13 protein-coding genes and 1 pseudogene are annotated in these 12,855 nt (G+C 61.8%); 9 read left to right on the top strand and 5 right to left on the bottom strand.

The features are described 5' to 3' along the window. On the top strand, nucleotides 1-874 hold an 874-nt coding region (locus ABIE18_RS21685), incomplete at its 5' end, for an IS30 family transposase (RefSeq protein WP_499724580.1). A gap of 347 nt (nucleotides 875-1,221) precedes the next feature. Here the strand turns inward: ABIE18_RS21685 and ABIE18_RS21680 are convergent. Further along, a complete protein-coding gene (locus ABIE18_RS21680) occupies nucleotides 1,222-1,563 on the bottom strand; it encodes a GNAT family N-acetyltransferase (RefSeq protein WP_499724579.1) in 342 nt (113 codons plus the stop codon). 74 nt (nucleotides 1,564-1,637) lie between these two features. On the opposite strand from ABIE18_RS21680, the pseudogene ABIE18_RS21675 reads away from it, so the two are divergent. Beyond that, nucleotides 1,638-1,787 (top strand): annotated as a pseudogene (locus tag ABIE18_RS21675) (Gfo/Idh/MocA family protein); the annotation flags it as partial. A gap of 4 nt (nucleotides 1,788-1,791) precedes the next feature. Here the strand turns inward: ABIE18_RS21675 and mctP are convergent. Further along, entirely contained in the window at nucleotides 1,792-3,462 is a 1,671-nt protein-coding gene (mctP, locus tag ABIE18_RS21670) for a monocarboxylate uptake permease MctP (protein WP_499724578.1), read from the bottom strand. Then, the gene (locus tag ABIE18_RS21665; RefSeq protein WP_499724577.1) at nucleotides 3,459-3,806 is read right to left on the bottom strand and encodes a DUF3311 domain-containing protein; all 348 of its coding nucleotides are present in this window, start codon (nucleotides 3,804-3,806) and stop codon (nucleotides 3,459-3,461) included. Before ABIE18_RS21665 ends, mctP begins: the two co-directional genes overlap by 4 nt. A gap of 203 nt (nucleotides 3,807-4,009) precedes the next feature. On the opposite strand from ABIE18_RS21665, the gene ABIE18_RS21660 reads away from it, so the two are divergent. The 3 genes from ABIE18_RS21660 to ABIE18_RS21650 are packed head-to-tail and all read left to right on the top strand — an operon-like array spanning nucleotide 4,010 to nucleotide 6,048. Beyond that, entirely contained in the window at nucleotides 4,010-4,702 is a 693-nt protein-coding gene (locus tag ABIE18_RS21660) for an MSMEG_4193 family putative phosphomutase (protein ID WP_499724576.1), read from the top strand. 24 nt (nucleotides 4,703-4,726) lie between these two features. Beyond that, nucleotides 4,727-5,281, top strand: coding sequence for a DUF3090 domain-containing protein (locus ABIE18_RS21655; RefSeq protein WP_499724575.1), 555 nt, complete (start codon nucleotides 4,727-4,729; stop codon nucleotides 5,279-5,281). Continuing rightward, entirely contained in the window at nucleotides 5,281-6,048 is a 768-nt protein-coding gene (locus ABIE18_RS21650; protein WP_499724574.1) for an SCO1664 family protein, read from the top strand. Before ABIE18_RS21655 ends, ABIE18_RS21650 begins: the two co-directional genes overlap by 1 nt. A gap of 76 nt (nucleotides 6,049-6,124) precedes the next feature. Here ABIE18_RS21650 and ABIE18_RS21645 read toward each other — a convergent pair whose 3' ends face one another. Further along, on the bottom strand, nucleotides 6,125-6,442 hold the full coding sequence (locus ABIE18_RS21645; RefSeq protein WP_499724573.1) for a DUF6457 domain-containing protein: 318 nt from the start codon (nucleotides 6,440-6,442) through the stop codon (nucleotides 6,125-6,127). 251 nt (nucleotides 6,443-6,693) lie between these two features. On the opposite strand from ABIE18_RS21645, the gene ABIE18_RS21640 reads away from it, so the two are divergent. The 4 genes from ABIE18_RS21640 to ABIE18_RS21625 all read left to right on the top strand — a co-directional run bounded on the left by ABIE18_RS21640 (nucleotide 6,694) and on the right by ABIE18_RS21625 (nucleotide 11,689). Then, nucleotides 6,694-8,283, top strand: coding sequence for an ATP-dependent DNA ligase (locus tag ABIE18_RS21640; protein WP_499724572.1), 1,590 nt, complete (start codon nucleotides 6,694-6,696; stop codon nucleotides 8,281-8,283). A gap of 301 nt (nucleotides 8,284-8,584) precedes the next feature. Continuing rightward, the gene (locus ABIE18_RS21635; protein WP_499724571.1) at nucleotides 8,585-9,841 is read left to right on the top strand and encodes an ABC transporter substrate-binding protein; all 1,257 of its coding nucleotides are present in this window, start codon (nucleotides 8,585-8,587) and stop codon (nucleotides 9,839-9,841) included. Between the two features lie 58 nt (nucleotides 9,842-9,899). Then, entirely contained in the window at nucleotides 9,900-10,832 is a 933-nt protein-coding gene (locus ABIE18_RS21630; RefSeq protein ID WP_499724570.1) for a carbohydrate ABC transporter permease, read from the top strand. Next, nucleotides 10,829-11,689 (top strand): carbohydrate ABC transporter permease, encoded by an 861-nt coding sequence (locus ABIE18_RS21625; protein WP_499724569.1) that lies wholly within the window; start codon nucleotides 10,829-10,831, stop codon nucleotides 11,687-11,689. The genes ABIE18_RS21630 and ABIE18_RS21625 overlap by 4 nt, the downstream gene beginning before the upstream one ends. A 647-nt stretch (nucleotides 11,690-12,336) precedes the next feature. On the opposite strand, the gene ABIE18_RS21620 is transcribed toward ABIE18_RS21625, so the two are convergent. Next, nucleotides 12,337-12,789 (bottom strand): VOC family protein, encoded by a 453-nt coding sequence (locus tag ABIE18_RS21620; protein ID WP_499724568.1) that lies wholly within the window; start codon nucleotides 12,787-12,789, stop codon nucleotides 12,337-12,339. Nucleotides 12,790-12,855 lie beyond the last annotated feature (66 nt).

Raw genomic sequence — 12,855 nt, 5'->3', positions numbered from 1 at the left:
TTCCCGGGAGTTGCGCCGCAACTCGGTGGCAGGATTGTCTTACCGGGCGACCTCAGCGCACGCACTGGCCTATGAGCGGGCCTCGCGGCCGAAACCGGCGAAACTGCACACGAACACCGTGCTGCGTGCGAAGGTGGAAGAGGACCTGACAAAGAAGTACTCACCCGAGCAGATCGCAGGACGACTCCGGGTTGAGTTCCCTGATGAGCCGGAGATGAGGGTGTCACCCGAGACGATCTACCAGTCCCTTTACGTGCAGTCCCGCGGGGCGCTGAAGCGTGATCTGACCGCGTGCCTGCGCACCGGGCGGGCTATCAGGCAGCCCTGCCGCAAGGCCGGCCAGCGCAAGAACCGGATCCCGGGAATGATCAACATTTCCGAGCGTCCTCCCGAGGTTCAGGACCGGGCCGTTCCGGGGCATTGGGAAGGGGATTTAATCATCGGGAAAGGGAATCAGTCCGCGATCGGGACGCTGGTCGAGCGGACCACTAATTACACGATGCTCGTGCACCTGCCGGACGGGTACAAGGCCGAGCAGATGCGGGATGCACTGGCCGCGAAGATCAAGACGCTCCCCGAGGCGCTGCGGCATTCCCTGACCTGGGATCAGGGCATCGAGATGCAGGACTGGAAAACCGTGAAGATCGACACCGGCATCGAAATCTACTTCTGCGACCCTCACTCGCCCTGGCAGCGCGGCATCAACGAAAACACCAACGGCCTGCTGCGCCAGTATTTCCCCAAGGGCACGGACCTGAGCATCCACAGCGCCGCAGACCTCGACTGGGTCGCCCAGGAACTCAACGACCGACCGCGCAAAAGACTAGAGTTCAGGAAACCGATCGAACTGATCGAAAACCTCCTGTTGCAATGACCGCCTGAATCCGCCGATCGTTAAACGGGACGCCGAGAATCACCGTGCTCAAACAAACAATTCCTACAGTGGAAATGGAGGCAAGATAACCGCCGCATGTGGCGGGTCAGCGAAGACGACCTTGCCAACTACCTCGAGCGCGCCTACAAAGAAGCCCAGGAACGCATCGCAGCCGAAACCCTCGAAGACGAGGACTAAAGCCATGGTCATCGGCCTTACCGTCGGTACCGGAAGGGTTGGACGGGCATGTACAGCGGTACGGGAGTCCGGCGGCTGCATGCCACGGCAGCCTCGTTTGTCAGGAATGCTTTAAGGGGCCCTGAGTCGGGGTTGGTCGGGCCGGCTGCTTAGAGCTCCCGGTAGTAGTACAGCATCGGGTCCACGCGGTTCGGTTCGGTGTTGGCGAATCCATGCGCTTCATAGAAACGACGCGCGTCGGTATCCTCGCCGTCGACGTTGATTTCCAAGAGAGCTCCGCTCCGGCTTCGTACCAGGTTGTAGGCAGCCTCCAACAGCGCGCTGCCCAGGCCCTGACCGCGTAGCCCCGGGCGGATCCGGATCCAGCCACTCCGCGAAGCGGTCTTGCCATCGTCACCAAGGCAACCGGGTCCGGCCGAATAACCACCATCGGCACCCTGCCAAATACCGAATTGGGCGCCGACATCATCCGCTGGCTTACGTCGGAACATACTGCAGTTTGGGAAGACTTACCGGAGGCAGTCACCGTTCACTCCGCAACGAATGCCGACCAGAGACGCCGGGGGGCAAGCCCGGCATGGTCCGGCATGTACTGGCCGCGTATCTGCAGGACTGGTTCAGCGATCCCGGATCGCCCACGACCTGGCCTCTGCGTAGGGAAACCGCCGGCTCCGGTGCGCTGGGAGACATCGCATCCCACGTCGTCGACCAGGTCTGTCTCACGCCACCGGCGGTGCATCTCCCGGCTCCACGAACCGATGCGTCCGCTCGATCTCGGTAATCTTCGGATCGGTTTCATCGGCGCCATAATCCGATGGCCGGGTCTTGTCCGCCCCTGCCGGCACCTTCAGCGCCCGCAGCACCAAGGTCAGGACAGCGGCGACGATGAGGTTGAGCGCGAAGGCCGTAACGGCGATATACACGGTGAAGTCGGTTCCCGGGATGGGGGCGACGGATCCACCAAAATGCGCGTGGGTCACCGGGTTGACGACGTTGTAGGCCGAGACGGTACCGAAGGCTATGCCTACCGCCCATCCGACAAGCAGCGCCCAGCGGTCAAACCATCGCGTGTATAGACCGGCGACGACGGCCGGGAACGTCTGGAGGATCCAGATGCCGCCCAGCAGCTGCAAGTTGATCGCCGTGGTCTGGTCCATGGCGACGACGAAGATGAGCGCGCCAACCTTGACCACCAGCGAGACGATCTTGGAGACGCTCGCCTCTGTCTTGGGGTCGACGTCGGGCCGGATGAAGTCCCGGTAGACGTTGCGCGTGAACAGGTTCGCCGCGGCAATGGACATGATGGCCGCCGGCACCAGGGCCCCGATGGCAATGGCCGCGAGGGCAACCCCGGCAAACCACGCAGGGAAGTGGTCCAGGAACAACTGCGGGACCACGAGTTGGGGATTGACCGATCCGTCGAGGTCGGTCGGCTTGGTGCCGGCTTTGATAGCCACGTAACCCAGCAGCGCGAGGAACCCGAGCATGAGCGAGTAAAGCGGAAGGATGGCTGCGTTGCGTCGGATCGTGTTGCGGCCTTTAGACGCGAGGACGCCAGTCACTGAGTGCGGGTACATGAAGAGCGCCAAGGCTGAGCCGAGCGCCAGCGTCCAATATGCGGAGTAGTTGGCCCCGCCGGGGATGAACACCCCGGCCGGCTTGCCCGTTGCCTGGTTCACTGTGCCCAGTTTGGTTTCCGCTGCACCGAAGATCGTGTCCCAGCCGCCGAACTTGATCGGAAAGTAGATGACCGCCACGATGACGGAGAGGTAGATGAGCAGGTCCTTGACGACGGCGATCATGGCCGGCGCCCGCAGACCTGAGGTGTAGGTGTAGGCGGCCAGCACGACGAATGCGAGGATGAGCGGCAGGTCCGTCAGCAGCACGTTCTCCGAGCTGCCGAGGCCGAGCACTGTGAGGACGGCCTTGATGCCCACAAGTTGGAGGGCGATGTAAGGCATCGTCGCCACAATGCCCGTAACGGCGACGGCGAGCGACAGCCACCGGCTCCCGTACCGACCGCCAACGAAATCCGCGGACGTGACGTAGCCGTGCCTGTGGGAGACGGACCACAGCCGGCTCATGATGATGAAGATGATCGGATAGAGGACGATCGTGTACGGCACGGCGAAGAAACCGGTCACCGCGCCCGTGGCCCACATCGCTGCAGGCACCGCCACGAAGGTATAGGCCGTGTAGAGGTCGCCGCCCAGCAGGAACCACGTGATCCACGTTCCGAAGCCGCGACCGCCCAGCCCCCATTCATCGAGGCTGTGGAGCCCCTGGTCCGGCTTGCGCCACCGAGCGGCCAGGAAGCCCATGACGGCGACAATGACGAACAGCACGATGACGATGATGAGGGCTATCCAATTGATCTCGCGTCCGTTCATGGCCGGTCCCCTCCGTTTCGGTTCCCTGCCCGCGCCGCTGTCCGCCGTCGTCGATCCTCCGTGCTGACTAGCCAGTACGCGATTCCGCTGAGCCCCGCGGAGATCGGCACCCAGAGCAATTGGTACCAGTAGAAGAAGGGCATACCGCCCAGGCGTGGAGCGTCGAACGAGTACAGCTGCGGCATGAGTGGGAGCACGATCGCGGTGGCCAACAGCAGGCCTGCCACCACGTAGGGTAGCGGCCTCGCAGGCCCTCGGGTTGGCGTCTCGCGGGTTGGCTGTCCGCCCGGCGGAACAGCGGGTAAGGGGCCCTGATCCGGACCCGCACCATTTTGATGGGACACCACGACCTCCTTGTCAACCATGCGCGGAGGGCGAATATGCCCTCCTCACCTCTTTTGTACCGCTGTGTGTCCCGCTGGGGGAAGGCTTCATCGGCCTATCCGAAGCCTGCTTATTCACCATCGGATTCTCTTCCTTACCGAACCCGGATGATGCGACCCGGTATGGTCCACACCACCAGCGAGACGGTGGCTAGGCTGGGTGGATGGCAACACTAATTCTCGTGCGGCATGGCCGCACCACAGCCAACGCCAGTGGACTGTTGGCGGGTAGGGCCGAGGGCATCAGCCTGGACCAACTGGGGTGCGACCAAGCGGCCCTGGCCGGTGACCGGCTCGCTGCTGTGCCCGTCGTCGGAGTGGTATCGAGCCCTCTTGAGCGTTGCCGGCAGACCGCCCGGCTCATCATCGATCGCCAGGCCGGCTCGCCGCAGGCAGTAGTCGATCCCGATCTCACTGAATGCGATTACGGTCAGTGGCAGGGCCGCAAGCTCGGTGATCTCGCCACCGAGGATTTGTGGCCCATGGTGCAGTCGCAACCGTCCGCCGTCGTCTTTCCCGGCGGTGAATCCATGGCCGCGATGCAGGCCCGGTCCGTGGCAGCGATTCGACGCCACGATGCTGCCTTCGAAGCCCGGAACGGGCCAGGGGCCGTGTGGGTGGCCGTGAGTCACGGTGACGTCATCAAGTCAATCCTTGCCGACGCGCTCGGCATGCACCTTGACCTGTTCCAGCGTATAAACGTCAGCCCCGGTTCCCTATCAGTCGTGCACTACAGCGCGAGTCGGCCCAGCGTACATGCGACCAATACCGAAGCGGGTGACCTGTCATGGCTGTCGAACGGCATCCGTTCGGGCGATGCACCGGTGGGCGGTGGTGCAGGACAGAAGACGACGTGAACGTCATGTGCCTAAACTACTGGCATGCCTACACGCGTTCACGAGTTTGCCTGGCCTGATCGGGTTGCCATTGGCACCATTGGCCTTCCCGGAGCGCGCACGTTCTACCTGCAAGTGCGGACCGGGGCGCAGATCGTGAGTATTGCCCTTGAGAAGCAACAGTCGGCCCTGCTCGCGGAGAAGATCGACGAACTGCTCGATCAGCTTCTCACCGTCGACGGCAACCCCTTCAGCGTTCCTACGGGTACACCCATTGAACTCGTCGACAATGATCCGATTGAACCCCCTGTGGAGCAGTTCCGCACCGGCGCCATGACCCTGGATTGGGACCCAACCACAGCCCAGATCGTCGTCGAGGCATACCCCCTCATCGACGTTGATGCTGATGACGAGGACGAACCGCTTGTTGAGGACGGCTCTAACGAAACCGAAATGATGCTGGTGCGAATGCCGGTCGGCACCGCCCGCGCGTTCGCGAAGCGCACCCGTGAGATTGTGGGGGCGGGACGGCCGATATGCCCCCGCTGCGGTTACCCCATGGATGCGGACGGGCACGACTGCACCTTGCCCGAGGTCTAATGCCGGTGCTGGACCTGATGACCGCCGAGCTGACGCTTTCAGGGCGCATCACGGCGGCCTCAAACGCCACATTCCTCGGCAGCATCGGCGACGTGCCGGTCGTCTATAAGCCAATAGCGGGCGAGAGCCCCCTATGGGACTTTCCCGACGGCACCCTCGCCCACCGGGAGGTGGCCGCGTACCTGGTCTCGCAGGTCCTCGGCTGGAACGTCGTGCCGCACACCTGGCTGCGTGACGGTCCTCTGGGCGAAGGGATGGTGCAGCTCTGGCAGGAGCAACAGCCCGCCCAAAGCGCGGTGGACCTGATTGCAGCGGACCACCTGCCAGAGTCAGGTTGGAAACACGTTCTCGAAGGACAAGATGAAAACGGTCGGATGGTGGCCCTCGTCCACGAGGACTCGCCGGCGCTGAGACGTATGGCGGTGTTCGACGTCGTGGTCAACAACGCTGACCGCAAAGGAAACCACATACTCGCCATGAGGGACGGACACCGGCACGGTGTGGACCACGGGCTCACCTTTCACAGCGAACCTAAACTGCGTACGGTGCTATGGGGATGGCTGGGAGAGGCCCTGACAGCGGAGGAACTCGACGGGATCGATCGCGTCACCGAAGGACTGAAGAGCGAGCTGGGCCGGAATCTGGCGGACCTGCTCACTTCCGAAGAAATCGCATCGCTCACCGCGCGCTGCGCTCGGCTCCGGCTGACGGGACGATTTCCGACCCCGGGCGGCGGAATGCCGGCGGTCCCCTGGCCGCTGTTCTAAAGTCGGCTACCGGCTTCGCGGGCTGAGTCGTGGCGTTCTCCCCTGTGCCAAGACTTACGGTCAGGGGTTCTCGGCCTTACGACTGGTTTGTGGGCTCCCAGCCCTTTCCTTCCGCCCGGTCAGAACAGAGCCTGAAGGCGATGTCTGCCGCCTTGTTAGTCGCCACAGTAGGTAAGACGTCCGATCCCCGGCTTCCTTTCCCGGCTTCAAGCCCGGCAGCGTAACCGACCATGAAAGCCGTCACCGGCGCTGCTGCATGGATCACGGAGTCTGCAGATTTCCTGGCCAGATCAAGGACAAGTTCCTGGTCAACCTCAAGATCCAGGATGTGCAGCGCCCTGGCCAGTTCCTGACTCCACTGGGACAGAACCTGTGCTTCGTCGTCGCTGGGCATGATTTCTCCTTGCCGAAAGTCTCGAGTAGTTCGGGGGTGGTGCCGTGGTTCGGTGTGGTGCCATGAGACTACAAGGCATTGCTCCACAAGTCAGTGGGTTGCCAGCAAATTTGCCGGGGTCGGGCGTTCGTCTGCTGGCTATCGTTGGCGCCTTAAGAAGTAGGTCCCACCAAGCCGCCGCGGCGGAGTTTACTCCGTCCGGACAGGGCTTAATCGCTGTTCATGGACGGCGGCCGTGACAGACTGGTGCTATGCTGCTCGATGAGCTCGTGAGGACCTCGGAAGCCGTCGCGGCCACCCGCTCCCGGGTCGCCAAGATCAACGAACTGGCAGGCCTGCTGCTCCGCCTCGACCCCGCGGACATCCCGACGGCGGTCGGCTTGCTCACGGCCAAGCCTCGCCAAGGCCGGGTCGGGATCGGCTGGAGCGGCATGAGGGCGGCCAAGGGCAAGCCCGCTGCTGAGCCGACTCTCACCATCGCCCACCTCGACGCTGCCTTGGACCGGCTGCAGGCAGCCGCCGGCGCTGGCTCGAGCGTAGAACGCGCCGCCATCCTTCGGACCCTGATGGCGGAAGGCACAGAACGAGAGCAGACCTTCATCGCCGGCGTGCTGCTCGGAGAACTTCGTACCGGTGCGCTCGAGGGCGTATTAACGGATGCCGTTGCCCGTGCCGCCAGCCGCCCGGTCGAGGCCGTACGCCGCGCAGCGATGCTCTCCGGCGATCTCGGCGGGACTGCCCTGCTGGCGATCACGGGCACCGCCGCCGAGCTTGACGCAGTCGGCCTCGTCGTCGGGCGTCCTGTCCAGCCCATGCTCGCCGCAACTGCGGCCAGTGCCAGCGAGGCCCTGGAGGCGACCGGGGAAGCGTCCGTGGAATACAAACTCGACGGCGCACGCATCCAGGTGCACCGTGCCGGCGACGACGTGCATATCTACACCCGCACCCTGGCCGAAGTGACCCATCGGTTGCCTGAGGTGGTGGAGGTGGTGCGCGGACTGCCCGTGCGCGATGTGATCCTCGACGGCGAGACGCTGGCACTCGACGAGGACGGCGGGCCCAGACCGTTCCAGGAGACCATGTCCCGGTTCGGGGCGAACGCGGCGCGCACCACACTGCTGCATCCGTGGTTTTTCGACGTGCTGCACGTAGACGGGCGCGACCTTCTCAACGAGCCGCTGGCCACACGAATCAGCGTGCTCGAGCGGATTGTCCCCGATCACCGCATCCCGGGGAAAATAACTGCGGATGCAGCTGTTGCCGAGAGCGTTTCGCGCGATGCGCTGGACGCCGGCCATGAGGGTGTGGTCGTGAAGGCGCTTGGCTCGTCCTACGCCGCCGGGCGGCGGGGTTCGAACTGGATCAAGGTAAAGCCGGTGCTCACCTACGACCTGGTGGTGCTCGCCTGCGAATGGGGGTCAGGAAGGCGCGCCGGACTGCTCTCGAACCTGCATCTCGGAGCCCTGGACCCTGTTGGGGAGTTCGCCGAACCCGGCGATTACGTGATGGTGGGCAAGACTTTCAAGGGCATCACCGACGCGCTGCTGAAGTGGCAGACTGAAAAGTTTCAGGAGTTGGAGGTGCGGCGTACTGCGGGCACCGTATGGATCGAGCCGGTCACCGTGGTCGAGATCGCCATCGACGGCGTCCAACACTCTCCCCGCTATCCGGGAGGAATCGCCCTTCGGTTCGCACGCGTCAAGCGCTACCGTGACGACAAGACCGCCGCCGAGGCCGACACGATCCAGACCTTGCGCGCTCTGCTCCGTACAACAGGGGGTAGAAAGGTATCGCCCGCGCCGGCGGAGCCGGATCTCCGGGCCCAGACTGAGGAGCCTTAATCTGGATGTTGGTTGAGTTCGACCAGTGTGGCGGTGGCCGTGCGGGCCGCCGATCGAGAGCCCAGCACTTCTAAAATCCGCATCAAAGGTTCCCTTGACAGAGCCCTCCATCAGCCCTAAGTTTATTGCAACCGATCTCAGCAACCGATCTCACTGCTAATTTCGTAAAAATGCAACCGATCTCAAAGGAGAGACTCGATGATCAACTGGCTCCTCCCGATCGTCGGTGGCCCACGTTTGGTAGGCATCGATTGAGCACGGCATGCTCCCGCATAAGCAACCCAGTTCACAGGAGAAATTCATGATCAAAAAGCGATGGGGCTTGGCGCTCGTCACAGCTGTCGTGGCCGGCCTCGCCCTCAGTGGCTGCTCCCCCTCGGCTTCGGAACCCAAAGGTCCCGTGACGCTCAATTACTGGGACTTCCTCGATCCCAGCCAGGCGAATCCGCGCTCGAAGGCACTCAAGGAAAACATTGCCAAGTTTGAGGCGGCAAACCCCGATATCAAGATCAACCTCTCTGTGGTTTCGCTTGGCGACATGTTGAACAGACTGCCGCAAGCCGCGGCAGCAGGTCAGGCTCCTGACGTCTTCAAGATGTTCACTCCCGTAGTGCCCCAGATGGCGTCTGCCGGCGTCTACGCACCGCTGCCTGAGGCTGCTTCCAAGGTGACTGACTGGCTGCGTCCGACCGACACTCTTGCCGGCCCTGACGGCAAGCCGGTTGCCGTGCCCTATGAATACCGAACCTGCGCCCTCTACTACAACCAAAAGATCCTTGACCAGATCGGCGCGACCGTTCCCACCACCTACGACCAGGTTGTCGACGTTGCCCGGAAAGCTGCTGCTGCAGGATTCACCGGCTTCGGGACCGGCTTCTCGGACACGGACAACTCGGCAATCATCAGCACCTTCTTCAACTGCTTCATGACACAGGTTGACCAGGAAATCTGGAACAAGGATGGGAAAGCGGATTTCGCAACAGCCGAAGGCAACGAGTTTGGCAACTTCCTTGCCAAGCTCAGGGACGCAAAGGCTTTGGGTAGCAACGTCGTTTCAGACACTTACGGCACAGTAGCTGACGGCATGGCGAGCGGCACGGTCGCCATGGCAGTTTTGGGCACTGAACGAGCAGTTTCCTTCGGCTCGCAGAACAAAGACCTTAAGTGGACGGCCTTGCCTAGAGCGAGTACTGGCGACACGACAGGTACCACCATTGGATGGACCTTGGGCATAGGCAATGGCAGCAAGAACACCGAGGCCGCCTGGAAATTTATCGAGTACATGACCGGGCCGGAAGCCGGTGCCCTCATGGCAACCGGCGGTGAGGTACCCACCCGGGCAGCCACGTACCAGCAACCGTTCTTCTCCACGCCTGAGGCAAAGACCGTCAATGACATCGCAGCCTACGTCAAGACCAACAGTGAGCCACGCACATATTCCAACACCTGGACCGCGCTTGCCACTGGTCTGTCCCAAGCCGGGCAGAAACTGACCCTCAACGGTACGTCAGGCAACGACTTTATCCGTTCCGCGCAGGACGCGGCCAACAAGAAGTAGCCGCCCGATATCAGGGGAGCCTGACCAAATCAGGCTCCCCTCGGAAGGAACACAGATAATGTCAACAAAAAGCCCAACCCGCACCTCACGCCAGACCGTGGCTTCCCCTTCAGGCGTCGATGCTATTCGCCGGGTCCGTAGGGATCGAATGGTATGGCTCTACGTCGTCCCCGTCAGCGCCGTCTTCCTCTTTGTTTTTGTGGGGCCGCTCATCTACACAGTGTGGACGGCCCTCCATGAGACGACTTATTACCAGATAGGCAAATTCTCGGGCCTGAATTCGTTTGTCCGACTGTTCTCAGACTCGGACCTGCCGAGCCGCATCTGGACAACCTTGGTGTTCTCGCTCGGTGCCTTGGTTATCGCTTTGCCGGCGGGGCTGCTTTCTGCAATCGTGCTCAACAACCTTCACCGCTTCAAGCGTTCCGTCCGGAGCCTCTTCCTCCTGCCCTGGCTGATGTCACAGGCCACTGCAGGAACAATCTGGCTCTGGTTCCTCAACCCCAACTACGGTCCAGCATCGGCGATCACCAAATCCCTCGGATTCGGTCCTACTGATGTGTTCTCATCACCTACCAGTGCGCTTGTTGCAGTAACTCTGATGACAGCCTGGTGGTCCTACCCGCAAGCCATGCTCCTCTTCCTGGGCGCCCTTCAAACGATTCCTGAAGAGCTCCGCGAAAGCCTCAAAGTCGACGGTGGCGGAGCCTGGCACGGATTTGTGAACATCACGCTCCCCTACTTGCGAAACACCATCGTCTCGGTCGTGGTAGTTCTTCTCATGCTCTATGTGCAGATGGTCACCATCATTTTGGTCACCACACGAGGAGGCCCAATCGGCTCTACAGAGACGTTGTCCATGCGCGTCTACAACCAGATGTTCGACAAGTTTGATCTCTCCGGAGCCTCAGCAACGGCAATCCTGCTTTTCGCCGTAAACATCGTTCTGACTCTCGTCGCCATTCGCTTTCGACGGAAGGAAAGCCTGTGAGCATCACAACCCCGCGCCGCCAGCGACGCTTGGGCAGTTTCGTTCGGGCACTCCCTGCTTGGGCATACATCATTCTCTCCGCCGCGGTCGTGCTTCCTCCAGTCGCATGGATTGTGTCCACGTCGCTGAAGACCGCTTCGGGCACCTTGGAATTCCCACCAAGGTGGATACCGGCCCCATTCTCCTCCGAGGGCTATGTCGGTCTCCTGACGTCGACCAACATGCGCTTTTTCGCAAACTCCCTGATCTACGCGGGCGGCTCTATCGTCCTTGCCCTGGCCATTTGCATCCCGGCAGCCTACGTGGCAACGCGGTACCGGAGCCGCCGCATGGAAACTCTGATGACCGGGATCCTGGTCCTGTCCATGGTCCCGGCGATCGTGGTTTTCATCGCGCTGTACTCCATGTTCGTCAAGACCGCCTTGATCAACACCTACCCAATGCTGATCATCGTCTACACGGCAATCATCTGTGGACAAACCATCCTGTTTCTGCGAAATTTCATCGAGAACATACCCGTCGAAATCGAGGAAGCAGCGGCAATCGACGGCTGCTCCCGTATGCAGATTTTGTGGCGCATCATCCTCCCACTCATCCGGCCCGGTATCGCTGCTGTGGCAATCTTCATCTTTGTCTTCGTTTGGAACGACTTCCTTGTGGGCACCGTCCTCGCCACCACCGAAGACATGAAGACCGTCCAGAACGGCATAGTGCGATACATAACCACCGGCTTCGGTAGCTTCTGGGGACTCTTCGCCGCATTCATCGTCGTTGCCTTCGTCCCTGTTCTCTCAATCTTCCTGGCATTCCAGCGCTGGTTTGTTGCCGGCATGACCTCCGGCGGTGTCAAGGGGTAGCTGAAGCAACCGTTCAGCCGCACTCTCCGACAACGCAGACAGAGCAGGCCCCGTGACCGCTTCCGACGGCTCACGGGGCCTGCCCTGTGGGCACCAGGGGCGTCCTACTCGCTGAGGGATGCCTCGAACTGGAGCGGAGGCCGCACTTCTGGGCTATGGGTTATCGCGCCGCTCTTGCTAGGCGCCTGACGGCCCGGCCAGTGCTGGGTTCCCATACCGCCGTCGGGCTCAAGCCAAAAACGTGGAGGATGTTGCCGATCTGGCTGATAACGAAATTTTCACGTCCATTTGTGCCCTACGCCCGGCGGGCAAGACCATTGGGCAACGGTGGTCGACTCGCCACCGCCCGGGGCAACGTGACCGCCGGTATGAAAGAAACGTCTAACAGACGCTCGCCACATTTTGCCGCAGACGGCCAGGCAGCGTCCGATCACTCGATTTTGTTAGAGCTGACCGGATCGAGTGTTGGAACACTGAATGCAGTGTGGGTGGGCAGGATGCAACCTGCCCACCCACAGCCCATCGAGAAGACTCAACCTGAACTCGTAGTTGACTGCCTTCGCAACTCAAGCCGGAGGCGCCCTGTACTCAGTGCCGAAACGAACCCTGCGGCATGGGCTGACCGAGTGCGTCGTTCAGCGAGCGACTTACGAGTCCTCGCTCGAGCGCCAGTCTGGCGACTGAATCAGCTCCACGCGATTTCCGTCAGGGTCGAGGAGGTAAACCAGCCACCCGCCTGCAATGGGGCCTGAGGTCGGGGCAACGGGTTCGGATACTGCGCTGTAACCAAGCGCCGTCATCCTGGCATAAACCTGTCGCACGTCAATATCTGTAAAGGCAAGGTGAGCCGTGCCCGGCTGGGCCCCTGATGGATTGACGGCGGGCAGTAGCGGCTCGGCATGGGCGAGTTCCAGCCGAAAGGATCCGTCACTGGTAGCGAGAAGCATGGCTCTGACCTTAACGTCGGGGCGGCCGTAGAGTTCGCCGATGTATGGTCCCGACGTCCACGCATCCAAACGCGTTAGTCCGAGGCCTTCCACATAAAAACGCTCGCTGCGCTCCATATCCGTAACGTGCAGGGCAGTGTGATGATGTCGCATTACGTGTCTCCTTGGTAGATAAAGGACTCGTCTCTGATTGCTGAATTGCCTTTCAGCATGAGAGCA

Origin of the sequence: Arthrobacter sp. 2762 (assembly GCF_040548745.1) — a bacterium.
Classification (GTDB): Bacteria; Actinomycetota; Actinomycetes; order Actinomycetales; family Micrococcaceae; genus Arthrobacter.
Note: the sequence above shows the minus strand (reverse complement) of the source record. Positions and strands in the feature narration are given on the sequence as shown.